This is a genomic window from Gracilibacillus sp. Marseille-QA3620 (genome assembly GCF_054950035.1).
Genome location: NZ_CM143102.1, coordinates 1,444,068 through 1,468,099, shown reverse-complemented (window position 1 = coordinate 1,468,099; position 24,032 = coordinate 1,444,068). Strand labels below are relative to the sequence as shown.

Below are 24,032 nucleotides of genomic sequence, written 5' to 3'. Positions count from 1 at the left end.
CTCACCTAATCCATTTCAAGCACACATATCAAAATACGAAAATCGATTGTGCATTCCAGCTGAGCCGCCATTACTTCGATTGCTGAAAGCCGCTCCCGTTTAAATGCTTAAGGGGGGCAAACGTCATTCGGTGCCAATCAGTCGGGCCATATTGATTGATAGCCTCTAAATGGCTTTTTGTTCCGTATCCCATATGTTTCTCAAACCCATATTGGGGATGACGAGCACCATACTCAATCATCATTCGGTCACGTGTTTCTTTTGCGATAACCGATGCAGCTGCAATAGAGGCCGATTTGGCATCTCCTTTTATTAAAGAAAGCTGACCTATTGGGATTTGAACCTCCATCGCATCAATCAAGCAATAATCCGGGGCTAACGGCAAATGTCTAATGGCCTCAAGCATTGCTTTCCTTGCTGCTTCATATATATTAATTTGATCAATTTCATGACTATGAATAATGCCGACTGATACTGCGGCAGCATGCTCATGGATAAAATCAAAGTATTCGGTTCTCTGCAAAGCAGATAGCTGCTTGGAATCATTTAAGCCAGGTAAATAGAAATCCTCCGGCAGGATAACCGCAGCAGCTACTACCGGTCCCGCTAAAGGCCCTCTGCCCGCCTCATCCACGCCGGCAATGAATTGGTATCCCTCACTCCTTAAATCCCTCTCATAGGCACAGATTGACTCGAAATGCTCCCTTTGCATCTGTTCCTTGTCTATTGCCTTCTCTAGGCTTTTAAGAGCCAGCTGAACCCCTTTACGGCCGTCCTTTCTGCACTCAGCTACAAACGGGTCCTCTAGGTCTCTAATTCCGTTCAGCCTTCCCTTTATTTCTGCAATCGTCAACTTAGTCAGCATAACCCTGTTCCTTTCAACTTGTCTATCAGCATAAATAAAGACCCCGTTTAATAAGGGGTCTCTTCATTTCTTTATTTATTATACATCATCTGAATCATTTGGTCGTTCAAAAGTAAGTCTTCCGAATTTTTCTGTACGGATATCGCGAATGATTAGTTCTGCAGTCTTATCATAATCCACCAATCCACGGCCAGCCAAGCAGCCTCTCTTAGCGCCAATTTGGTCAAAGGCCTGAACGACTTCTTCCGGAATCTCATCTAAATCATAGCGTTCCTTCAGGCGGTTCGGATATTCCTCTTCAAGGAAATGGAGTCCATAGATAGCAATATCATGCAAGTTCAGGATGGTATCCTTGATGGCGCCTGTCACAGCAAGCTTGTACCCAACCTCTTGGTCCTCAAACTTCGGCCAAAGAATTCCCGGGGTATCAAGAAGCTCAAGCTCCTTGCCGACCTTAATCCATTGCTGGGCCTTCGTCACCCCTGGCATATTGCCGGTCTTGGCAATATTCTTTCCGGCAAGACGATTAATAAGGGTTGATTTCCCAACGTTCGGGATACCGACAATCATCGCACGGATAGCACGGGGCTTAATACCGCGTGATTTCATTTTATCGATTTTTTCCTTTAGTACTTCCTGCGCCCCTGACATGATGCTCTTTAAGCCTGTCCCTTGGTGGGCATTGACCGCAACGGCCTTAATTCCTTTTTCTGCGAAATAAGCCAGCCACTCATTCGTTTTTTGCTGGTCTGCCATATCTGCTTTGTTCAATATAACTAAGCGCGGCTTATGCTGAATGATTTCATCAATCATCGGGTTCCTTGAAGATTGAGGAAGTCTAGCATCCACCAGTTCAAAGATAATATCCACTAGCTTTAATTTCTCTGTTACTTCACGCCGGGCTTTTGCCATATGCCCGGGAAACCATTGTATAGTCATACTTTCACCTTCAACTCTTATTCCACTAAACCAAAGTCATCCATCGGCCAGTATACAAGGCTTGTCTTGCCGAGTATTTCACTGGTTTTCACCGTTCCGATATGACGGCTGTCTTTCGAATAGCGTCTATTATCACCCATGACGAACACTTCTCCTTCAGGCACCGTTGCCTCTCCAGTAATCTCTTCAAGCGTAAACGGTTCTGTAAGCGGTCCGTCAATTACCTGTTCCTTATATTCATCCAAATAAGGCTCTTTATACGCCTTGCCGTTTATGTAAAGCGTATCATCCTTATACTCTATTGTGTCACCCGGCAGGCCGATTACCCGTTTAATATAATCCTTTTCTTCGGTCGCATGAAAGACGACAATATCAAAACGTTCCGGATCACCGATTTTGTAGGCAATCTTATTCACGACCATGCGATCCTGATCCTTTAATGTCGGCATCATTGATAATCCGTCAACTAGGATGGGGGCAAAAAAGAAGTACCGAATAATCGCCGCAAGCAAAACAGCAATCACCAAAGCCTTAACCCATTCAAAAATTTCATTTTTTTCCTTACGCTTAGCCATGTCAACACCCCGTATCATCTATCTGTCTATACGTTTAAATATAAACCAATACAACCAAAAAGCAATCAATATCTCCATGATGTGAAAAAGGAGCTTGTGTTAGCACAAGCTCCTTGTATCCACTCACGTTCATCACGTAATTATCGGATTTCTTTGATACGCGCTGCTTTACCGCGTAGGTTACGCAAGTAGTAAAGCTTCGCACGGCGTACTTTACCGCGGCGGATAACTTCCAATTTAGCGATGCGTGGTGTGTGCAATGGGAATGCACGCTCAACACCAACACCGTAGGAAATTTTGCGGACTGTGAAAGTTTCACTGATTCCGCCTCCACGACGCTTGATTACTACGCCTTCGTATACCTGAATACGTTCACGAGTTCCCTCAACTACCTTCACGTGTACACGTACTGTATCACCAGGACGGAAAGAAGGAAGGTCAGTTTTAAGTTGTTCCTTCGTGATTTCTTCGATTAATTTATGCATCGTATTCAACTCCTTCCAAGCAATGCTCTTGCCAACCCTGATTGATGAATGGCAGCGGAACATTGTTATAAAGAGAAAAGGCTTTACACCTTAACTCACAGGCTCTATCTTACCATATAAAACAGAAGTTTTGCAACTACCTATTTTCTTTTTTTATCTCTTCCAGCCATTTTTCTTCCGCTGGGGATAGCTCATAGCTCTCCAGCAGATCGGGACGGCGTTCATAGGTTCTTCTTAGAGACTCCTTCTGCCGCCATTCATCAATATGCTTATGATTGCCGGACAAAAGTACATCTGGCACCTTCATCCCTCTAAAATCAGCTGGTCTTGTATAATGAGGATGTTCCAAAAGGCCTGAGCTGTATGAATCAAGGACAGGAGAGTCCTCATTGCCGAGCACGCCAGGCAATAAGCGGACGACGCTGTCAATGATCACCATCGCGCCAAGTTCTCCGCCTGTCAGGACAAAATCACCGATGGAGATTTCGTCCGTTACGGCAAATTCCCTGATTCTCTCATCATATCCCTCATAATGACCGCACACAAAGACCAGCTGTTCCTCTTTCGCAAGCTCCTCAGCTTTCTTTTGAGTATAGCGTTCCCCCTGAGGGCAGAGCAAAATTACACGCGGCTTCTTCCCTTCTGCCGACGGGGCAGCGATTTGCTCAAGCGCATCAAAGATTGGCTGCGGCTTCAAGACCATGCCTGCTCCCCCGCCATAAGGATAGTCATCAACCGATTGATGCTTATTATCAGAGAATTCCCTGAAGTTATGGGTATGATATTCTGCCGCCTGCTTCTCAGCCGCCTTCTTGAGGATCGAGGAACCAAAAACACCCTCAAACATTTCCGGGAATAATGTCAATACATCTATTCTCATCAATCCAGCAACCCTTCCATTGGCTCAATGATGATAGACTTGGCATCCACATTGATTTCCTTTACGACATCATCAATATAAGGAATAAGGAGCTCCTTGCCGGATTTCGCCTTCACAACCCACACATCATTTGCTCCAGGCGAGAGAATTTCCTTAATTACTCCCAGCTCTTCTCCACCAGCTGTTGAAACTGTGCAGCCAATGATTTCATGGTAATAGTATTCTCCTTCATCCAATGCACCCAATTGTTCATCCGATACTTTCAGAACACCTTCTTTATATCCTTCTACCTTCTCAATCGTTTCATGGCCAACAAACGTCAGCAAATAAAAATTCTTATGCTGGCGAGAGGAAGCAACAACAACCTCAATCGGCTCTGTTGCATTCTTCTTAAAGATATAAAGAGTGCTGCCCTTTTGATAGCGTTCCTCTGGAAAATCAGTAGAAGATACAACACGCACCTCGCCCCGGATTCCATGAGTATTCACGATCTTTCCAACCTTGTACCATTTTTGCATATTCTTTATGTTCACCTCTATTTAAATTCGTCGACAACTCCATCTTTCACGATGATGGTCTTAGTTTGCACAATTTCTTCCCAATTCTGTCCGATTTCTACATCCACGATTGCTTGGACCTCCCGCTCCTTTAATTCACTCCCATACGGAAGGATATCTAGCTGCTGAATTTGAAAATCAAGAAGCTTGATTTTCTCTTTCCTGACGTCAATTTCCTTCTCGAAGTGAGTCTTCAGGCTTACAGGCTGAAATTTCTTGGTCTTTTCTAGTTTTTTCAGTTCAAAACGAAGCTGGTCGCATTCTTTCTTCAGGATTGCTTTTTTTGAGTTGAATTGGTCTAGGAGCTCAAGCTTACTTTTCTCAGTCAGTATTTGCTTTACAATGACATTTTGCAAAATTTTCACATTTACCCACCTCTTTCGTCTTGCCGTATCATAGGTTCATTAACATCCGGGCTCTGTTTAGACAATGTTGGTGTTGATACAGATGCTACATTAAAATTGATCATGGACATCCATTCAAAAAATTATGTGGTTCTTTTTTCAGACATGATACTATGTATACTTTTTTCCTCTTTACCAATCATTATGAAGCAAAATCCCTTTGAACGGAAACTTTTTTCTCCTGATAGGGCAGCTTTTTTGTCAGTCTTTAGATAAACCTAAGGCTCCTGTACTTGTTTCATCCCGTTTCCTGCAGCAGGTCGCCTATAATGATTTCGCATTCCTCTATCAGGCTCTATAGGACCAGTGAATATAAGAAAAAGGAGGGAATGATTCCCTCCTTTTTATCGCTTCAATCGCTTATTTCCAAATAGACTTTTTTGTCACTCTTGGATGCAGCAGTATATACTACCGTCCGAATAGCTTTCGCTACCCGCCCCTGTTTGCCAATAACCTTTCCCATATCTTGCTGATTAACAGAAAGCGTATAGATAATTTTCTTGGCTTGCTCATCCATTGATACGGTCACGTCATCCGGATGATCGACGAGAGGCTTTACGATTGTTTTAATAAGCTCTATCATAACGGACCTTTATATTACTTACCTTGTTTAGCGTTGTGGAATTTCTCCATGATGCCTTCTTTAGACAACAAGTTACGAACTGTGTCAGAAGGTTTAGCACCATTTTGAAGCCATTTCAAAGTTAGTTCCTCGTCGATTTTCACTTCAGCTGGGTTAGCAACTGGGTTGTAAGTTCCAACTGTTTCGATGAAACGACCGTCACGAGGGGAACGAGAATCTGCTACTACAATACGATAGAAAGGAGACTTTTTAGCTCCCATACGTTTTAAACGAATTTTTACTGCCATTGTTTTATTGCACCTCCGAATAGTATCACACAAGTAAGTATATTACCAAATCCATATACCCTTGTAAAGTCTTTTTTCTTAACACACAACTTTTTTACATAAATGGCAACTTAAAGCCGCCTTTTTTCTTGCCTTTTTGCTGCATTCCAGCCATCTGCTTCATCATTTTCTTCATTTCCTCAAATTGCTTGAGCAGCCTGTTGACCTCTTGAATCGGTCTTCCGCTTCCTCTCGCAATCCGTTTGCGCCTGCTGGCATTGATGATCTCAGGCTGGTCTTTCTCTTTTTGTGTCATTGATTGAATGATTGCCTCAACATGGGCAATTTGCTTATCATCAATGGACAGATTATTCATGCCCTTGATTTTGTTTGCACCTGGGAGCATCTTCAAGATATCATCCAACGGTCCCATTTTCTTAACCTGGCTCAACTGTTCAAGGAAATCATCTAATGTAAATGTTGCTGTACGCATTTTCTGTTCGAGTTCACGCGCTTTTGCTTCATCCACATCTGTTTGGGCCTTCTCAATGAGGGTAAGCACATCTCCCATGCCAAGAATTCGTGATGCCATGCGTTCTGGATGGAATGGCTCAAGCGCATCCATCTTTTCTCCCATACCAACGAATTTAATCGGCTTCTCCGCCACAGAGCGAATGGAAAGGGCTGCCCCTCCTCGTGTATCCCCGTCAAGCTTCGTTAAGATAACACCGGTAATATCCAGCTGATCATTAAAGCTTTTTGCCACATTGACCGCATCCTGCCCTGTCATCGCATCGACAACAAGGAAGATCTCATCCGGCTTCACGGCTTCTTTAATATCTGCCAGTTCTCCCATCAAATTCTCGTCAACATGCAAGCGTCCAGCCGTATCGACCAAGACGTAGTCGCAATGCTCTTCTTTCGCTTTTGCGACACCCTGCTTGGCAATTTCGACCGGGCTGACCTGGTCTCCCAATGAAAAGACAGGGAAACTCAGCTGCTTCCCAAGCGTTTCTAGCTGCTTAATTGCCGCCGGGCGATAAATATCCGCAGCGACAAGCATCGGCTTGCGATTATATTTCTTCCGAAGCAGATTAGCAAGCTTACCGGTAGTTGTTGTCTTTCCGGCACCTTGCAAACCAACCATTAAGATAACGGTCGGCGGTCGGTTGGATACAGCAATCTTGCTCTGCTCTCCACCCATTAATTCCGTCAATTCTTCCTTGACGACCTTGATAACCTGCTGACCTGGAGTCAAGCTCTTTAATACCTCTTGACCGATGGCCCTTTCATTGACACGCTTGATAAAATCCTTTACAACCTTAAAGTTAACATCAGCCTCAAGAAGTGCGAGCTTAACCTCACGCATCATTTCTTTTACATCAGCTTCTGTAACCTTTCCTTTGCCGCGGATCTTTTGAAGTGTGCCTTGCAGTCGGTCGGCTAAACCTTCAAATGCCATTCTGCCGCCTCCTAATCTAACTTTTCAAGAGATGCTATTATCTCAATCAGTTGTTGTTGAACATGTTTATCAGATAATCCATCCGCTAAATTGCCTAACTTATTGAGTAAAAGGCTGCGTTCCTGCGCTTTTTGAAAGAGCAGCAGCTTTGCCTCATATTCTTCAAGCATCGCTTCTGTTCGTTTAATATTATCATAAACGGCCTGGCGGCTCACCTCATATTCATCAGCAATCTCGCCAAGAGAATAATCGTCCAGATAATAAAGAGACATGTAACTTTTCTGCTTTGGTGTCAGCAATGATTGATAAAAGTCATATAGGTAGTTCATACGCATTGTTTTCTCGAGCATTACTGACCCTCCAACTGTGTTAAGTGAAATACCTTTACAAAAATTTATTCTAAAGGGAAAATCAAAGAATGTCAAGGACCCATCCTTAACAAAATAGCTGATTCATTAGGCTTTCTCCATCCCGCTCCACGGCCACATGCAAAAAAACCAGGAACCTCTCTAAAAGAATTCCTGGTCTGCCATTATATGCTTATTCTTCAGCTTTATCAACTAAGTCAGCAAATAAGCCGTATACAAATTGTTCAGCATCAAACTCCTGCAAATCATCCATCTGCTCGCCAAGCCCTACGAACTTAACAGGAATTCCAAGCTCATGACGAATGGCGATAACAATCCCGCCTTTAGCTGTTCCGTCAAGCTTCGTCAAGACGATGCCGCTTACGTCAGTCGCTTCCTTGAAGGTTTTTGTCTGCATAAGAGCGTTTTGCCCTGTTGTCGCATCAAGTACTAGCAGGACCTCATGAGGGGCGCCGGGAATCTCGCGTTCAATTACCTTTTTCACCTTCTCAAGCTCTTTCATCAAGTTGACCTTATTCTGAAGGCGGCCGGCTGTATCGCAAAGCAGGATATCCGCTTTTCTTGATTTGGCGGCTTGTACGGCATCATACATCACGGCAGCCGGGTCAGAGCCGGCTCCTTGCTTGATGACCTCTACGCCAACACGCTCTCCCCAAACCTCAAGCTGTTCAATTGCTCCCGCACGGAATGTATCTCCAGCAGCCAAGAGAACCTTCTTTCCTTCAGCCTTATATTTATGGGCAAGCTTGCCGATTGTCGTCGTTTTCCCAACCCCGTTCACGCCGACAAAGAGCACAACTGTCAAGGCATCCTCCTGGATATTCATCTCAGCTGAGCTTTCCTCACCAGATTCATAGATTTCAACGAGCTTTTCAGAGATAACGCTTTGTACTTCTTTTGTTTCTTTAATATTGCGTCGCTTCACTTCAAATTTCAGTTTATCAATGAGCTCCATGACTGTTTCCACACCGATATCGGCTTGGATCATGACATCTTCAAGCTCTTCAAAGAAGTCCTCATCTACTTCTCGATATCTGGCAACTAAATCATTGACCTTCTCAGAAAAGGAATTACGGGTCTTAGCCAAGCCTTGTTTAAACTTATCCGTTGTGGATGTCGTTTGCACGCTGAACTTATCTTTTAACTTCTTAAAAAAACTCATCGGTCTACCACCTTTATTTTGATTCAACCAATTCTCTCGTTTCCTCCAGCTTCACCGAAACAAGCCTTGATACGCCTGATTCCTGCATGGTTACGCCATAAAGGACGTCCGCTTCCTCCATCGTTCCCTTACGATGGGTGATGACGATAAATTGGGTTTCTTTACTGAACTTCTTCAAATACTGGCTGAAGCGATACACATTGGCTTCATCAAGCGCTGCTTCGACCTCATCAAGAATACAGAATGGAACAGGCCGCACACGCAAAATGGCAAATAGCAGGGCTATCGCTGTCAAAGCACGTTCTCCCCCAGATAGCAGGCTTAAGTTTTGAAGCTTCTTGCCTGGCGGCTGTGCAATAATATCGACACCTGTATTTAGAAGGTCTGCCGGGTCTGTCAATTTCAGCTCCGCTCTTCCCCCTCCAAATAATGACGGGAATACGAAATTGAATTCCTTCTTAATGGCATTAAAGGTAATTTCAAAACGGCGCTTCATTTCCTCATCCATCTCATCGATTACGTCAAAGAGGGTATCCTTCGCTTCCTGGAGATCATCCTTTTGTGTAACAAGGAATTCATAGCGTTCGGACACACGCTCATACTCATCAATCGCCCCAAGGTTAACCGTTCCTAGTTCTTCGATGGCAAGACGGATTAGTTTCACCTTCCGTTTTGCTTCCTCAGCTTCAATGGTCAGCGGATACTTTTCTTTCGCCGCTTCAAAGGTGAGCATATACTCTTCCCTTAGAAGGTCAAGACGCGTGTCCATCTCGACATCAAGACGGTTCAGCTTGATTTCCTCATCACGCAGCGTCTCTGATAATCCCTTATATTGACGATTCCACTCCTTCAATAGATAATCCGTTTCTTCAATTATATTGGCGAGCTCCTGCCGTTTCCCTTGAAGTTCTGCAATATCTTGAACGGTTTCTTCCTTCACCTTCAGTTTCTCAGCTGCCATTTCAACAAGATTGTTCTCACCTGTTGAACTGGAGGTCATTTCCCCATTTAACAGAGCCAAGTCTTCTTCGGCTTCTTTTACAGTCTGCTTCAGCGCTTCTATTTCATCCGTCAAACGGATTACTTCATTCTGCTGATGCTGAAGCTGCTCTGATTTGGATGCGAGGCGTACCTTAAGCTCATTCACCTCTTCGCTCAGCTCATCCTTATTTGATTGGTCGGTCTTTTTCTGCTCAGTAAACAGATTAATATCACGGTCAATCTCCATGATGGCTTGCTCAAGACGACTCAGTTCCTGTTCGAGTTCATGAATGCGGCCTTCTCGGTACGACTGTTCCTCATCTAAGGTAGACTTCTCCATATCATAGATGGTTAAGCGTTCATTCACGTTACGCTGCTCGCTTTGCCATTCACGAATTTGTCCCTTGATGACCTCCTCATTGACACGGAGGGTTTCCCCAGCCTCACGAAGACGGTTCAACTGCTTCTCTGAGGCCGCTACATCGTTTTTCAAGGCTTTTACATGTGCTTCAAGCTTGCTTGTTTGCTCTTCCATCTGGCCAAGCTTTTCTATGAGCTCTTCGATTTCTCCTTTTCTGGAGAGAATGGACGAGCCTGACTGTCTGCTCGCACCGCCTGTCATGGCACCGCCCGGACTGACGACATCCCCTTCAAGCGTCACAAGCCTGTATCGGTAGCCTGCCATTTTGGCAATCTCATTGGCTCCGACAAGGTCCTTTACAATGACGACATTACCAAGCAGGCTCATCATAATGTCCTTATAGCGGGAATCATAGTGGATAAGCTCCGCACCTACGCCAATAAATGCCGGGTGGGACGAAATAGCCTGGATGGTCTGCGCCGGTATATACTTGCCTTTAATGGTGGATAGCGGCAGGAAGGTAGCTCTTCCAAGCCTATTTTTCTTTAAGAAGCTGATTGCCTTACGTGCATGGCTCTCTTCTTCCATGACAATGTTTTGCAAAGCCCCGCCGAGTGCGGTTTCAATGGCAAGCGCATAATCCTTTGGCACTTGAATGAGTTCAGCCACGGCACCATGGACGCCCGGCAGCTGTTTATCCTTTGCCTTCAGGATTTCTTTGACTCCTTGGAAAAAGCCCGAGTAATCCTCTTCCATCTCTTCTAGCATTTCTTTTCTCGACTTTGCTTTTTGCAAGTATTGATAAGCTTGATAAAGCGTCTTCTCCTGCTTTTCATATTGACGCTTCAGGTTATCATGTGAGCGTTCCGTTTCCCGGTAACGATGGACTTGATTGGTCAAATCCTGCTGGACAGCTTTCAATCTAGCTTCTGCCTCATTCAAACGGGAGGTCACGCTTTCTCTTGCCTGTAAAAGCTTTTCATTATCCTGGTCGAGCTTCTCGTGTTTATTCGTTTGCTGCTCAACCTGCTGCTTCAAATACACCAGTTCATGCTTGGCTGCTGCCTGCTTATTCAAATATTCAATATAGTCGCTTTTCAGGGCATCAATCTTAGCCTCAAGATCACCGGCAAAATTTCTTAAAATGCCTTGCTTCTGATTAAGCTCTCTTTTTGCTGCTTCTGTTTCTTGCTTCAAGCAGGATAGAGCGTTAGATTTCTCCTCTTTACTCTGAATGAGAAGACTAATTTTCTCTTTAGAAGCGGAAAGTGTCCTCTCAAGCTGACTTTTATTCTGGCTCGCATTTTTCATGCGTTCCTTTAGAACTTGCTTTCTTCCTTCTACCTTCTCAAGCTCTTCACTGACATGCAAAAGGGCAGACTGTAGTTCTTGCAGTCTCGTATCAAGGGAAGCCAGCTTCTCTCGATTCCTCTCAACCTCCTGCTCTTTAGCCGAAATGCGTGAGCTGAAGTCAGCTTCATTGGCTTGATGACCTTCTAGCTGCTCTTTTAGGCTTGTCCACTTTCTATGAAGGTCTTCCACTTCATACACAAGCAGAGCCGCCTCGAATTCTTCAAGCTCCTCTTTCTTTTGAAGGTAATCGCGTGCAATGGAGGCCTGTATCTTTAATGGCTCCACCTGTCCTTCAAGCTCATGAAGGATATCCTGAACTCGGTTGAGATTTGCCCTAGTTTCCTCAAGCTTGGCCTCAGCCTTTTTCTTTCGTGTTTTATATTTCAGGACACCTGCGGCCTCTTCAAAGATGGTTCTTCTCTCCTCAGGCTTTGAGCTTAATATTTCTTCCACTTTCCCTTGGCTTATGATAGAGAATGCCTCTTTGCCAAGACCGGAATCCATGAAAAGATCAATAATATCCTTCAGCCGGCATGGCTGATTATTAATATAAAAGTCACTGTCACCGGAACGGGTTACCCTTCTTGTGACACTAACTTCATGAAAATCGATGGGAAGAAACTTGCTTTCATTATTTAAGGTTAGTGTAACTTCTGCAAAGTTCAGCGGCTTCCTGGAATCACTGCCGGCAAAAATAATATCCTCCATCTTCGCTCCTCGCAGCGATTTGGCTGATTGCTCGCCAAGAACCCAGCGAATAGAATCGGTGATATTGCTTTTCCCGCTTCCATTCGGACCCACTACAGCTGTCACACCAGAAACAAACTCTATTGAAATGCGTTCTGCAAACGACTTGAATCCTATTACATCTAATCGTTTCAAGAACAATTGATTATCTACTGTCATGGTATCCAACTGCCTTTTTTCCTCAGGATTTGCTGCTTTTACGCAAATGAATCAACGCTTGCTGAGCAGCATGCTGTTCTGCTTCTTTTTTTGATTTGCCTTTTCCCGTACCGAAATCCGTCCCATTGAGCGAAACCTTCGCCACGAATTCCCGGTTATGAGCAGGACCCTTTTCTTGCAGGATACGGTATTCTAATATACCCACTCCATCTTTTTGAACCAACTCCTGCAATTGGCTCTTATAATCCATCACATGAGAAAAAGCACCGTCATGAATCTTCGGATATACCCATTGTTTCAGAAACTCAATAACCGCTTCTAACCCTTGGTCAAGGTAGAGTGCACCGATGAATGCCTCAAAAACATCCGCAAGCAGTGCCGGCCGTTCCCGTCCGCCAGTCATTTCCTCGCCCTTACCGAGCAGGATCAGCGGACCAAAAGAAAGCTCTGTCGCAAACTTTACCAATGAAGGTTCACAAACAATAGCCGCTCTTAATTTCGTCAATTCCCCTTCACTCATCGTCCGGAAGTTTTTGTACAGGAATTGAGATACCGTTAATTCTAGTACGGCATCACCCAAAAATTCAAGCCGTTCATTGTCTTCATATGGTTTACGACGATGCTCATTCACATAGGATGAATGCGTAAATGCTTGTTTCAGCAAGGAGATATCGGAAAATGTGAAACCGATTCTTTCCTGAAACACTTTAAAGTGATTGTCTGAATATGTTTTTTTTCTGTTTTTATGCATAGTGTCCCCCCGCTTAAATCCTTCTAAAAAAAGATTCCCACATTAAGTATATATAAATCCATACGTTTGGAAAAGGTACAAATTAGAATTTACTATATTCAAAAAGGATATACAAAGCCATCCACGAAAACTCATGCGGATTATCATACGAAAAGCCCCGCTATACTACGGGGCTTAAAGGGTGCTGATTAGCTTTGGCTTTTTATGTAGTTCACCGCGTCGCCAACAGTTGAAATTTTTTCAGCATCATCATCAGAGATTTCCATGCCGAATTCATCTTCAAGTTCCATCACCAATTCCACTACATCTAGTGAATCAGCGCCTAAATCATCTTTAAATGAAGCTTCAAGTGTTACTTCAGATTCTTCAACGCCAAGGCGGTCTACGATTATTTTCGTTACTCTTTCTAATACTTCAGCCACAACTTCACCTCCCTTCAAGTTGTCCAATCTATTGTACATGTGTTAACAAGTATATTCAATCCTTCAATTACTGCATGACCATCCCGCCATCAACATTCAGCGTCTGCCCTGTCATATAGGAAGCATCATCTGAAGCTAGGAAACCAACAAGCTTGGCCACATCCTCCGGTGCCCCGAACCTTCCAAGCGGGATTTGCCCGAGCATGTCTCCTGCAACACCTTCTGGAAGTGCTCCTGTCATATCCGTTTCTATGAACCCAGGTGCTACGGCATTGACGGTAATCCCTCTTGGAGCGAGTTCACGAGCCGTTGTTTTGGTCAGACCAATCACGCCAGCTTTGGCAGCAACATAGTTTGCCTGTCCGGCATTTCCTGCAAGTCCAACGACTGATGCGATATTGATAATCCTGCCGCTCCTCTGTTTCATCATCTGCCTTGTGACAGCTTTCGTACTCAAGAAAACTCCTTTTAGGTTCGTATTAATTACAGCATCCCAATCTTCTTCCTTCATGCGCATGAGCAGCGTGTCCCTTGTGATTCCAGCATTATTGACCAATATGTCAAGACGGCCGAACGTCTGGATGGTTTCTTGAACCATCTCAGTAACTCTTTTCGAATCAGCCACATCCCCTTGAATGGCTATGGCCTTCCCTCCAAGGCTCTCGATTTCCTTCACAACCTCTGCCGCTCGGTCGGCACTCCCCGCATAATTAACGGCCACATCAGCCCCTTGACGTGCGAGTTCAAGTGCAATAGCTTTTCCGATCCCTCTAGATGCACCTGTGACAAGTGCGGCTTTTCCGGATAAATTACTCATTCGCCTTTCCCCCCTTCAATTGTGCAATCACGTGATCACACGTCTCTAAATCCTTAATGGAGTATGTACGAGCCTTCCGGTTAATCTTCTTGATCAAGCCGGATAAGACGGTACCAGGTCCAAATTCCACAAAGGTATCTACACCTTCTCCAATCATGTATTCAACGGATTGCTGCCATTTGACCGGCGAATAGAGCTGATGAACTAGACTTGCTTTTATTTCCTCTGCGACAGCAGGCTTCGCTGTATAATTAGCCACAACCGGTGAGTCAGGCTCTGTCATTTGAATGTCTGAAAGAGCTTCTTCCAGCATTCTTGCCGCCGGCTTCATGAGCGAAGAGTGAAACGGTCCGCTGACAACAAGCGGCATGGACCGTTTGGCTCCTCTTTCCTTGGCGAGCTCTGAGGCAAGCCTTACTCCTTCAGCAGTACCGGATATGACAATTTGTCCCGGGCTGTTTATATTGGCGAGCTGAACTGGATGTCCGCCTTCCGTAACGGAGCCGACGACATCTGCAAGCATATTCTCGTCCGCTCCGAGGATGGCGCTCATTGCACCCTCCCCCTTCGGAACGGCTTCTTCCATATACAAACCTCGGCGGCGGACGAGTTTAACCGCATCCTCAAACGATATGGCTCCCATTGCCGTATAAGCCGTATATTCACCAAGGCTGTGTCCTGCAGCATAATCAGGTTTCATGCCCCCTCTTTCCAGAAAGGTCTGATAAAGCGCCATGCTCGTTGTTAATAAAGCAGGCTGGGCATTTTGCGTCAAAGTCAGTGTCTCCTTCTCCCCTTTAAAGATCAGGTTTGTGAACCCCGGTTCTAAGCATTCATCCGCCTTATCAAATAAGGCCTTTGCTGAACGTACCTGTTCATACACATCCTGTCCCATACCAATAACCTGTGAACCCTGGCCCGGAAAAACAAAAGCAAGTTTTGTCATCATATCCTCCTTTATGCTTGGTTAATAGTCTCGTGAATCGTTTCAGTCACGCGGTGCTCCACCATAATTCTCGCTTGACGGATAGCATTATAGAAGGCATTGGCATCTGATGATCCGTGTGCTTTGATAACAGGCGCCTTCAGGCCGAACAACCCTGCTCCGCCATATTCGGAGTAGTCCATTTGATTCTTCAGTTCCTTCAATGCAGGTTTGAGGACCGCTGCAGCAAGCTTACTCTTTAAATCTGCTGTCATAGCTTCCTTCATCATCTTGAAGAGTGCCCCTGCTGTTCCCTCGGTTGTTTTCAACACCATATTTCCGGTGAATCCATCCGTTACGACAACATCAGCTGCACCATTTAATAATTCACGCGCCTCTACATTCCCGATGAAATTGAAATCAGCCTCTTTCAACAAAGCAAACGCTGCCTTCGTTAATTCATTGCCCTTCTTGTCTTCTGTACCGATATTTAATAATCCTACTCGCGGCTTTTCAATATTGCGTACTTTTTCTGCATAGACTGAACCCATTAATCCGTATTGATAGAGGTGCTCCGGCTTAGCATCCGCATTAGCTCCGACATCAAGAAGGACAAAGCCTTTCCCGTCAACAGTCGGCAATGTCGGGCTCAAGGCCGGACGATCGATTCCATCAATGCGCCCAACAACAAATAATCCAGCTGCCATCAGGGCTCCTGTGTTGCCCGCAGAAATACAGGCATCTGCCTTTTTGTCTTTTACGGCTTGTGCTGCAAGAACCATTGAGGCATTCTTCTTTCTTCTTACGGCTCTTACCGGCTCATCATCTCCGGTTATGACCTCTTCAGTATGTATAATCGTTATCCGTTCTGTGACGGTTTGATATTTCTTGATTTCAGCTTCATTACCGATCAGCAAAATTTCTAAATCCGGGAACGCTTGTATAGCCTTTTCTGCTCCCTTAACCGATTCCTTCGGTCCGTGATCTCCACCCATAGCATCCAATGCAATAATCATGTTCTATTCATCCTTTTTTGTCATAGTAGCTCGATACATATTAAACTCGCCTTTAAAGACGAGGGTTGTTCCAACATAGCTTCGGACCGCAACCTGCGATCTCCCCTTTTCTTTATCCACATCCATTACACGTGCCTTTGCAATAACGCGGTCTCCTTCATGAACCGGCTGAGTGAACTGAATATTTGCCTTTGCCGTCAATGCCAATTCATCATTTGTGACAGCGACTGCAAGGGAATTAGCCTGTGCGAATAGATGATGCCCCCGTGCGATGCCATTTCGTTTAAAGACATGCTCTGAGCGGATATCCAACAAAGAGATGGCACTGTGGTCCATTTCAATATCAATAATCTCGCCGATGATTTCTTCAACCGGCAATGATTTAATGTCATCAGTCATTTTCTTTTCCGCCATTGTTTTTATTCTCTCCCTAAGTTCAGGAATTGATAATTCAAGGCGGTCTAATCGAATGGTCTGGATACTGACCTCAAGCTTGTCAGCCAATTCCTCATCTGTAATAAAAGGATTTGTCTCAATCATTTCTGTCAGCAAGACTTGGCGGTCTTTTTTATTACGTCTCAAGATGATTCACCTTCCGATTTATTTATGACTAGGTACTAATAGTAGTATATAATCTAAAAAAACAGATTGCAAGAGTTACCTGATAACTCCGGCGCAATCTGTTTAGTCAATCTAGTTTTTCTCCCTCGAGAATACCTGATGCATTCAAGTATTCTCTTAAATAGATATATTCATCCGACTCCCAGAACTCCGTGGAATTGACTAATTCATCTGCATCCTTGCGCGCTGTCTCCAATGCCCTGTAATCATGAACCATATCAGCCATCTTAAATTCAGGAAGGCCGCTTTGCTTGCTTCCAAAGAAATCACCAGGACCCCTTAGTTCAAGATCCTTCTCGCTCAACACGAATCCATCTGCCGTCTCACACATGGCATTCAGCCGTTCCACACCTACTTCTGTTTTCGGGTCTGCAATCAAAACACAATAGGATTGTTCAGCTCCGCGCCCGACCCGTCCTCTCAGCTGATGCAGCTGTGATAATCCAAATCGTTCGGCATCATAAATGACCATTACACTTGCATTTGGCACATTCACACCAACTTCAACGACTGTAGTAGAGACAAGGATTTGAATCTCATTCTTTCCAAATCCCCGCATCACCTCATCCTTCTCATCAGCCGGCAGCTTGCCATGCATGAGTCCGACTGTATATTTCGGCGTGAAATATTGAGTCATGGCTGCATGGACATCAAGTACATTTTGAAGATCAAGCTTTTCCGATTCCTCAATCAGCGGGCAAATGACATACGCCTGTCTTCCTTTAGCTAATTCCTTCTCCATGAATTGAAGAATCCGCCCTAGCATGGAATGCTTTGCCCAATACGTTTCAATCGTTTTCCTTCCAGAAGGGAGCTGATCGATAATAGATACATCCATCTCTCCAAAGGCTGTGATAGCAAGCGTGCGGGGAATTGGAGTTGCTGTCATAAATAAGACATCCGGACTTTCGCCCTTGTCACGGAGGATTCGGCGCTGGCTTACACCAAACCGATGCTGCTCATCCGTAATGACCAATCCCAAATCCTTGAAGTTTACATCCTTTTGAATTAACGCATGAGTCCCTATCAAAATATCAATCTCACCCTGTGCCAGCAGGTCCATCATTTCCTTGCGGCGTTTCCCCTTCACACTTGATGTGAGCAAAGCAACCTCGACTCCAAACGGTGTCAGCAAATCATACAGCGAGTTTGCATGCTGCTCCGCTAGGATCTCTGTCGGTACCATTAAGGCACCCTGGCTGCCTGCCGTAACGGCCGCATATAGGAGAATGGCAGCGACAACCGTTTTACCTGAGCCAACATCTCCTTGGAGGAGACGATTCATGCGGTAGGGAGACCTTATATCAGCAAGAATTTCATTCACGACCTTCTTCTGAGCATCAGTCAGCTCAAATGGCAAGGAGGCAATAAAATCCTTGACCTTCTCATTATTGAAGGCATGCACCTTCCCATTTGAGCTTTCGCGGTTCACCTTTCTAAGCGCCTGCATTTTCAGCTGGAATAACAAGAACTCCTCATAGACAAAACGGCGATGTGCCTGCTTCACTTCCATGCTGTCTTTTGGGAAATGCAAATACCTCATTGCCACACTTCGCGGCGGAAGCTTATATTCCGTCAAATAACGCTCCGGCAAAATTTCTGGGATATCTGCATAATAATCGGCATAGGCCTGTTTGATCCACTTGCGGAGCATTTTGACCGATAAATCGCCTCTCGTATGATAAACAGGCTCAAATTCATGGGTACGAGCAACTGCATTCAGCTTGTACTCCGACGCAGTCAGCGTCAGCCTGTTCTTATCCCATTTGCCGGTAACGGTAATGGATTCATTTAATACCAGCTTGTTCTTGATATAAGGCTGATTGAAGAAGATAACGGTTATGAGATGGCGGCCGGTCAGCAGCTTGAAGGTCAGCCTTGATTTTTTCCGGCCGAAATAAGATACATTCGGAGCTGATTGGATAATTCCCTCAATGGTAATTCGCTCATCATGAGCAGCTTCAACGATATCCTTGACGCGATAATCCTCATAACGGTATGGGAAATAGTTCAAAAGATCATCCACTGTATGAATTCCAATGGACTCCAAAAGCATCCTTGATTCATTTCCCACTCCTTTTACTTCTTCAACCGACAGCTGTGCTAACGGGTTCATTTCTTCTCCAGCGATATCCCGAATATTTTTGCTTCCAGCTCGCGTCCGGTTGGAGTAGCAGCCAAACCGCCCTGAGCAGTCTCTCTAAGTGCAACCGGCATCGTCTGACCAATTTTGTACATCGCGTCAATTACCTCATCACATGGAATCCTGCTCTTAATGCCTGCAAGGGCCATATCAGCTGCAACCATCGCATTGGCTGCTCCCATTGCGTTCCGTTTAACACAAGGTACCTCGACAAGACCTGCTACCGGATCACAAACAAGACCCAGCATGTTTTTCAGCGTGATTGCCATCGCCTCAGCACATTGGGATGGTGTACCTCCGGCAAGCTCCACAATTGCCGCAGCGGCCATACCAGAGGCAGAGCCTACTTCAGCCTGGCATCCGCCGGCAGCTCCTGAAATGGAGGCATTATTGGCTACGACAAATCCAAATGCTCCTGATGTGAAAAGAAATTCAATCATTTCCTGTCTCGTGGGGTTCAGCTTCTCTTTAACGGCAAATAAGGTACCTGGCACGACACCGGCAGACCCTGCTGTCGGGGTTGCACAAATTGTCCCCATCGCTGCATTTACCTCATTGGTCGCGACCGCCTTGCTGACTCCATCCAGCAATACTTCGCCGGAAAGGCTTTTCCCCTTCTTAATATATTCTTGAAGCAGCACCGCGTCCCCTCCGGTTAATCCTGAATGGGATTTAACTCCTTTAAGGCCTCTTTCGATGGCTTCTTCCATGACAGTGAGGTTGCGGTCCATAAATTGGATGACTTCCTCGCGCGATCTGCCTGTCACATCCATTTCCTGCTGAATCATCACTTCAGCTATTTTCACTTGTCTCGTTTCGGCTAATTCAACCAGCTCAGCTACATTGCGAAACATCCATTACCCTCCCTTTAATCAGCTATTTTCGTTACTCTTGTAATATGGTCTAGTTGAGTGATTTCATCCAATATGTCCTGCCCGATATTTTGGTCCACTTCAATCGTCATCAAGGCTGTGCTTCCAACCTCTTTTCTGGATACTTCCATATGGCCGATATTAATCTGATGACGTGCCAACACATTGGAAACACTGGCAATGGCGCCAAATTTATCATCATGGACAACGAGGATGGCCGGATGATGGCCGGAGAGACGCAGCTCGAAGCCGTTTAATTCGAGGATTTCTATTTTCCCGCCGCCGATGGAGATTCCCACCAGTTCCATTTCTCCTTCACTATCACCCATGCGAATTCTTGCCGTGTTCGGATGATCTGTAATGGCCTCTTCTTCAATAAATGTCACTTTCAGATTTTCTTTCTTGGCAATTTCCAATGCCTGTGGCAGGCGGGGATCTGAGGTGTCAAAATCAAGCAATCCGGCAATGATGGCCACATCTGTCCCATGTCCCTTATAGGTCTTGGCAAATGATCCATACAGGGAAACAACCGCCCAGTCAGGCTGGCGATTGAATAGACTGCGTGCAACTCGGCCGATACGGGCAGCTCCTGCTGTATGCGAGCTTGAGGGACCGATCATGACAGGACCGATAATATCAAAGACACTTTTATATTTCATGTGTGTATCCTCTCCTCCTACGATATCCGATAAATATCTTAAATATCTGTACATAATGAAATAGAAGGGGCGAGACCCCTTCTATTCTCTTTTCCACATTATGCTCTTTTTATTCAGCCGCAAAAATATAGGAATAAAGCGGTTGTTTACCATTATGGACCTCTACTTCAAGATCCGGGTATTCTTCGCCGCAGTAATCAACAAGGGCATCAACTTCATCCTCGGAAGTTTCCTCACCATATAGAATCGTTAAAATCTCAGCGTCATCCAGCATCGTGCTTAGAACTTCTTTTGCCGCCTCGACTCGATCCTTATTTTTGACTTTAATCTTGCCGTCGATCAGACCCATGTAATCGTCTTTCTCAATTTCAAGGCCTTCAATGCTTGTGTCACGAACAGCAAATGTAATTTGTCCAGTCACGACATTTTGCAGAGCTTCGTTCATCAATTCCTCATTCTCTTGTGCAGCTGCAGAAGGGTTGAAGGAAAGAAGAGCTGTTAATCCTTGAGGGATTGTTTTACTTGGAATCACTGTTACAGCCTTCTCGCTCACATCAGAGGCTTGGTTAGCCGCCATAATGATATTTTTGTTGTTCGGAAGGATATAGATGTGGTCCGCATTGATTGATTCAACCGCTTTAACGATATCCTCTGTAGACGGGTTCATTGTTTGACCGCCTTCGATGACAATATCAGCGCCGATGCTTCGGAACAGGTCAGCGATTCCTTCTCCCATGGCGATGGCAACAACGCCGAATGGTTTCTTTTCTGTTTGCGCAGGAACTGTATTCTCACGTAATTGGTTATCTGTTTCATTCAAAATCGTGGAATGCTGTTCACGCATATTTTCAACCTTGATTTTGATCAAGCTGCCGTATTTTTGCCCATAATTCAAGCAATTTCCAGGATTCTCAGCATGGATATGAACCTTTACAATGTCATCATCTGAGATAACAAGCAAGGAATCTCCAAACTGGCTTAAATCCTGACGGAATTTTTCTTCATTGAATGGGTTTTCTGCAATCTTCTCCGGCTCAAAGCGAACCATAAACTCTGTGCAGTAGCCGAACTCAATGTCTTCGGTTTTCATATGGCCTTGAACGCTCATATGATGCTCAGCCTTGACAAGCTCGTCCATTTTCGGCTTGCTATCTGGTGTTTCAGCTAATTTCTCACCTCTTAGCTCTGCTAAGAAACCTTCATACACAAATACAAGTCCTTGCCCGCCGCTGTCAACAACGCCAACTTCCTTAAGAACCGGCAATAGATCAGGCGTACGCTTCAAGGAAGCCTTCGCTTCTGCAAGAACAGCCTCCATAACAGCTGTAATGCTTTCTTCCTTCTCAGCAGCTGTCATACCAGCTTTAGCTGCATCTTTTGCAACCGTAAGAATGGTACCTTCAACAGGCTTCATAACCGCTTTATAAGCTGTTTCTACCCCAGCTTCGAACGCTTGTGCAAAATCTTTGCTGTTAATCGTCGCTTTCGCTTCAATGTTCTTTGCAAATCCGCGGAACAACTGGGACAAGATAACGCCGGAGTTGCCTCGCGCACCCATTAGAAGACCCTTCGCCAGGGAAGATCCTACTTTTCCGATATGATCTTGCACATTATTTCTAACTTCATTCGCTCCAGAAGTCATCGACAAGTTCATATTCGTCCCTGTATCTCCGTCCGGTACAGGGAAGACATTCAACGCATCAACTAATTTTGCGTTGGCAGAAAGCCTGTTTGCTCCCTGTATGACCATTTCGGCGAATCTTTTGCCGTCAATAGATGTTATAACCACTAAAATTTCCTCCTTAAATTACGGATTCGTCACACGAACCCCTTGAACAAAAATATTAACGGATTCAACCGATAGTCCTACAGTTTGATTCAACGTATATTTCACTTTAGATTGTACGTTGTGAGCAATCTCTGAGATTTTTGTTCCATAGCTCACGATGATATACATATCAATGTGTATTTCATCTTCCTCTTGTCTGACCACAACTCCCTTGGAGAAGTTTTCTTTACGAAGAATTTCGCTAAGTCCGTCTTTAATTTGGTTCTTTGATGCCATGCCAACAATACCGTAGCAGTCAACCGCTGCACCGCCTGCAATGATTGCCACTACATCATTCGAAATATCTATTTGTCCGAATTTGGTGCTCATTTCAATGGACATACTAATTCCCCCTTTAGGTTAACCATAGCTAAAAACATTTTACTATAATCACTTTTGAATGGAAAGTCTTTATCCTATTTCAATTAATCAAAGTTAAAATCTTATGTCAAGGCTTTTTTCTTGAAAGACCGTCCCAATTGTATTGCAATCTCTCAGGAGGTGTGTTAAATTATTAAGGTATCTTTTGAAGAGACCGACTAAAAGAACTCATTAACATAAGCACGTAAGGAGGGAATTTGGCTATGGCACGCAAATGTGTTATCACTGGTAGAAAAACAACTTCCGGAAACCACCGTTCTCACGCTATGAACGCTAACAAACGTACATGGAAAGCGAACGTTCAAAAAGTACGTATTCTTGTAAACGGAAAACCGAAAAAAGTATACGTTTCTGCAAGAGCGCTTAAATCTGGCAAAGTTGAACGCGTTTAATCAAGCGAAACAAAGCATCCTGTCAAGGCAGGATGCTTTTTCATTTTTCCCCTATTCACCAAATTAACCCTCTTAAGGAACAAAACTTTCTCATAAAAAAACACCCTCATGAAAATGACGGGTGCGAAACAGTGTATAAATTTCGAAGGCCGGCAGGCAAAAAAGCCCGCCATCCCTTATCCTTTCTTGAATGCTCCTAACATAGCCTTGACAATCCCGCCTAAAAAGCGGGGCAATTTAATCGTATAAAATTTCATTCTGTCCCTCCTTAATGCTAGCCTGAAACTGATCCTTTTCCTGGTTCATCCTGCATTAATGGCTTATCTATAAATGCTATTAGCCTATCTAGAGCATATTAATCTGTGCTTCTTATCATCATTAATATGCCGGAGGTAAACGAAAAAGTACCGGTAGGGGAATTTAATTGATTGCTGATTGACCGTGTTCTGCCCCGGATTAACGTATCATTTGTCAAAGGATACAAAAAGCCGGTAAGTGTCATGCCGGATATTTCTTTACTAATAGGCAGGAAGGATACATAACGCTTCTCTTGTTCGTGAATTGTATAAACCCCAGGCTCATAAAAGGAGATCTCATTCTGATTGTCCACAAGCTCTGTCTTTACCGGCTGCTTCAGGTGTTCCTCGCTTGCAAGAAGCATCATATTAGCCATGGCATGATCCATCCTTCCGCCTGTAGCTCCATAAATGGTTATCTTGTCTGGGTTTAACCCATAAGCCCATTCAACAGCAAGCTCAAGATCACTCTCATCCTTTTCCGCCGGGTATGGATAGACTTCCTTGGCAAATTGACGGATTGTGTCCATTTCCTCCTCCGTAACGGAATCAAAATCACCAAAGGCTGCTTCCATCTCAATGCCCCTCTCAGCAAGTACCAAAGCACCTCTGTCGGCTCCGCACCAGAGCTGCCTATCCTCCATGGCTGCGATTGCTTTCAGGTCAGGCAGCCCCTCCTCTGGTCCTCCTGCGACAATTCGAATATTCACATCAATTCCTCCTTCTGAAGAAAAAGGATGATCCGGCATAAGCCAAGCGGCC

Annotated in this window: 27 protein-coding genes; 1 reads left to right on the top strand and 26 read right to left on the bottom strand. The window is 44.7% G+C overall.

All coding sequences use genetic code 11. The features are described from left to right. Positions 1–70: 70 nt before the first annotated feature. The 24 genes from ACY8DX_RS07450 to ACY8DX_RS07335 all read right to left on the bottom strand — a co-directional run bounded on the left by ACY8DX_RS07450 (position 71) and on the right by ACY8DX_RS07335 (position 22,543). The gene (locus tag ACY8DX_RS07450) at positions 71–862 is read right to left on the bottom strand and encodes a ribonuclease HII (RefSeq protein ID WP_462406909.1); all 792 of its coding nucleotides are present in this window, start codon (positions 860–862) and stop codon (positions 71–73) included. 81 nt (positions 863–943) lie between these two features. Beyond that, positions 944–1,804, bottom strand: coding sequence for a ribosome biogenesis GTPase YlqF (gene ylqF, locus ACY8DX_RS07445; protein WP_049671442.1), 861 nt, complete (start codon positions 1,802–1,804; stop codon positions 944–946). Positions 1,805–1,821: 17 nt separating this feature from the next. Beyond that, complete coding sequence (gene lepB / locus ACY8DX_RS07440) at positions 1,822–2,379, bottom strand: signal peptidase I (RefSeq protein WP_049671443.1); 558 nt, start codon at positions 2,377–2,379, stop codon at positions 1,822–1,824. 140 nt (positions 2,380–2,519) lie between these two features. After that, positions 2,520–2,864 carry a 50S ribosomal protein L19 gene (gene rplS / locus ACY8DX_RS07435; RefSeq protein ID WP_049671444.1) on the bottom strand — a complete coding sequence of 115 codons (345 nt, stop codon included), beginning with the start codon at positions 2,862–2,864 and terminating at the stop codon, positions 2,520–2,522. 136 nt (positions 2,865–3,000) lie between these two features. Further along, positions 3,001–3,744: a tRNA (guanosine(37)-N1)-methyltransferase TrmD gene (trmD, locus tag ACY8DX_RS07430; RefSeq protein WP_439803381.1), complete on the bottom strand. Its 744-nt coding sequence runs from the start codon at positions 3,742–3,744 to the stop codon at positions 3,001–3,003. Beyond that, positions 3,744–4,262 (bottom strand): ribosome maturation factor RimM, encoded by a 519-nt coding sequence (gene rimM, locus ACY8DX_RS07425; protein ID WP_439803380.1) that lies wholly within the window; start codon positions 4,260–4,262, stop codon positions 3,744–3,746. Before rimM ends, trmD begins: the two co-directional genes overlap by 1 nt. 17 nt (positions 4,263–4,279) lie before the next feature. Beyond that, complete coding sequence (locus ACY8DX_RS07420; protein ID WP_049671447.1) at positions 4,280–4,666, bottom strand: YlqD family protein; 387 nt, start codon at positions 4,664–4,666, stop codon at positions 4,280–4,282. 391 nt (positions 4,667–5,057) lie between these two features. Further along, on the bottom strand, positions 5,058–5,288 hold the full coding sequence (locus ACY8DX_RS07415) for a KH domain-containing protein (protein WP_049671448.1): 231 nt from the start codon (positions 5,286–5,288) through the stop codon (positions 5,058–5,060). A 14-nt stretch (positions 5,289–5,302) separates the two neighbouring features. Continuing rightward, entirely contained in the window at positions 5,303–5,575 is a 273-nt protein-coding gene (rpsP, locus tag ACY8DX_RS07410; RefSeq protein WP_049671449.1) for a 30S ribosomal protein S16, read from the bottom strand. A gap of 94 nt (positions 5,576–5,669) precedes the next feature. Beyond that, positions 5,670–7,016: a signal recognition particle protein gene (ffh, locus tag ACY8DX_RS07405; protein WP_049671450.1), complete on the bottom strand. Its 1,347-nt coding sequence runs from the start codon at positions 7,014–7,016 to the stop codon at positions 5,670–5,672. A gap of 11 nt (positions 7,017–7,027) precedes the next feature. After that, positions 7,028–7,366, bottom strand: coding sequence for a putative DNA-binding protein (locus ACY8DX_RS07400; RefSeq protein WP_049671451.1), 339 nt, complete (start codon positions 7,364–7,366; stop codon positions 7,028–7,030). Positions 7,367–7,556: 190 nt separating this feature from the next. Then, positions 7,557–8,546: a signal recognition particle-docking protein FtsY gene (gene ftsY, locus ACY8DX_RS07395; protein WP_049671452.1), complete on the bottom strand. Its 990-nt coding sequence runs from the start codon at positions 8,544–8,546 to the stop codon at positions 7,557–7,559. A 13-nt stretch (positions 8,547–8,559) separates the two neighbouring features. Beyond that, positions 8,560–12,129: a chromosome segregation protein SMC gene (smc, locus tag ACY8DX_RS07390; RefSeq protein WP_462406908.1), complete on the bottom strand. Its 3,570-nt coding sequence runs from the start codon at positions 12,127–12,129 to the stop codon at positions 8,560–8,562. A 40-nt stretch (positions 12,130–12,169) separates the two neighbouring features. After that, a complete protein-coding gene (rnc, locus tag ACY8DX_RS07385; protein ID WP_049671453.1) occupies positions 12,170–12,898 on the bottom strand; it encodes a ribonuclease III in 729 nt (242 codons plus the stop codon). Positions 12,899–13,086: 188 nt separating this feature from the next. Next, entirely contained in the window at positions 13,087–13,320 is a 234-nt protein-coding gene (locus ACY8DX_RS07380; protein ID WP_049671454.1) for an acyl carrier protein, read from the bottom strand. Between the two features lie 67 nt (positions 13,321–13,387). Further along, positions 13,388–14,137: a 3-oxoacyl-[acyl-carrier-protein] reductase gene (gene fabG, locus ACY8DX_RS07375; protein ID WP_049671455.1), complete on the bottom strand. Its 750-nt coding sequence runs from the start codon at positions 14,135–14,137 to the stop codon at positions 13,388–13,390. Continuing rightward, a complete protein-coding gene (gene fabD / locus ACY8DX_RS07370; RefSeq protein WP_462406907.1) occupies positions 14,130–15,083 on the bottom strand; it encodes an ACP S-malonyltransferase in 954 nt (317 codons plus the stop codon). Before fabD ends, fabG begins: the two co-directional genes overlap by 8 nt. 11 nt (positions 15,084–15,094) lie before the next feature. Further along, complete coding sequence (gene plsX, locus ACY8DX_RS07365) at positions 15,095–16,078, bottom strand: phosphate acyltransferase PlsX (RefSeq protein ID WP_049671457.1); 984 nt, start codon at positions 16,076–16,078, stop codon at positions 15,095–15,097. A 3-nt stretch (positions 16,079–16,081) separates the two neighbouring features. Beyond that, positions 16,082–16,660: a transcription factor FapR gene (fapR, locus tag ACY8DX_RS07360; RefSeq protein WP_049671458.1), complete on the bottom strand. Its 579-nt coding sequence runs from the start codon at positions 16,658–16,660 to the stop codon at positions 16,082–16,084. 106 nt (positions 16,661–16,766) lie between these two features. After that, positions 16,767–18,815, bottom strand: coding sequence for an ATP-dependent DNA helicase RecG (gene recG, locus ACY8DX_RS07355; protein ID WP_049671459.1), 2,049 nt, complete (start codon positions 18,813–18,815; stop codon positions 16,767–16,769). Then, positions 18,812–19,696 (bottom strand): L-serine ammonia-lyase, iron-sulfur-dependent, subunit alpha, encoded by an 885-nt coding sequence (sdaAA, locus tag ACY8DX_RS07350; protein ID WP_049671460.1) that lies wholly within the window; start codon positions 19,694–19,696, stop codon positions 18,812–18,814. The genes recG and sdaAA overlap by 4 nt, the downstream gene beginning before the upstream one ends. 14 nt (positions 19,697–19,710) lie before the next feature. Further along, positions 19,711–20,373 carry an L-serine ammonia-lyase, iron-sulfur-dependent subunit beta gene (sdaAB, locus tag ACY8DX_RS07345; RefSeq protein WP_049671461.1) on the bottom strand — a complete coding sequence of 221 codons (663 nt, stop codon included), beginning with the start codon at positions 20,371–20,373 and terminating at the stop codon, positions 19,711–19,713. Between the two features lie 109 nt (positions 20,374–20,482). Further along, positions 20,483–22,162, bottom strand: a complete 1,680-nt coding sequence (locus tag ACY8DX_RS07340) for a DAK2 domain-containing protein (RefSeq protein ID WP_049671462.1) — start codon at positions 22,160–22,162, stop codon at positions 20,483–20,485. A gap of 18 nt (positions 22,163–22,180) precedes the next feature. Continuing rightward, entirely contained in the window at positions 22,181–22,543 is a 363-nt protein-coding gene (locus ACY8DX_RS07335; protein WP_049671463.1) for an Asp23/Gls24 family envelope stress response protein, read from the bottom strand. Between the two features lie 242 nt (positions 22,544–22,785). Here ACY8DX_RS07335 and rpmB point away from each other — a divergent pair, with 242 nt between their 5' ends. After that, positions 22,786–22,974 (top strand): 50S ribosomal protein L28, encoded by a 189-nt coding sequence (gene rpmB / locus ACY8DX_RS07330; protein ID WP_049671464.1) that lies wholly within the window; start codon positions 22,786–22,788, stop codon positions 22,972–22,974. A 176-nt stretch (positions 22,975–23,150) separates the two neighbouring features. Here rpmB and spoVM read toward each other — a convergent pair whose 3' ends face one another. Both spoVM and ACY8DX_RS07320 read right to left on the bottom strand, forming a co-directional pair. Continuing rightward, positions 23,151–23,231, bottom strand: a complete 81-nt coding sequence (gene spoVM, locus ACY8DX_RS07325) for a stage V sporulation protein SpoVM (RefSeq protein WP_049671465.1) — start codon at positions 23,229–23,231, stop codon at positions 23,151–23,153. Positions 23,232–23,329: 98 nt separating this feature from the next. Further along, positions 23,330–23,980 (bottom strand): thiamine diphosphokinase, encoded by a 651-nt coding sequence (locus ACY8DX_RS07320; RefSeq protein ID WP_462406463.1) that lies wholly within the window; start codon positions 23,978–23,980, stop codon positions 23,330–23,332. Positions 23,981–24,032: the final 52 nt, after the last annotated feature.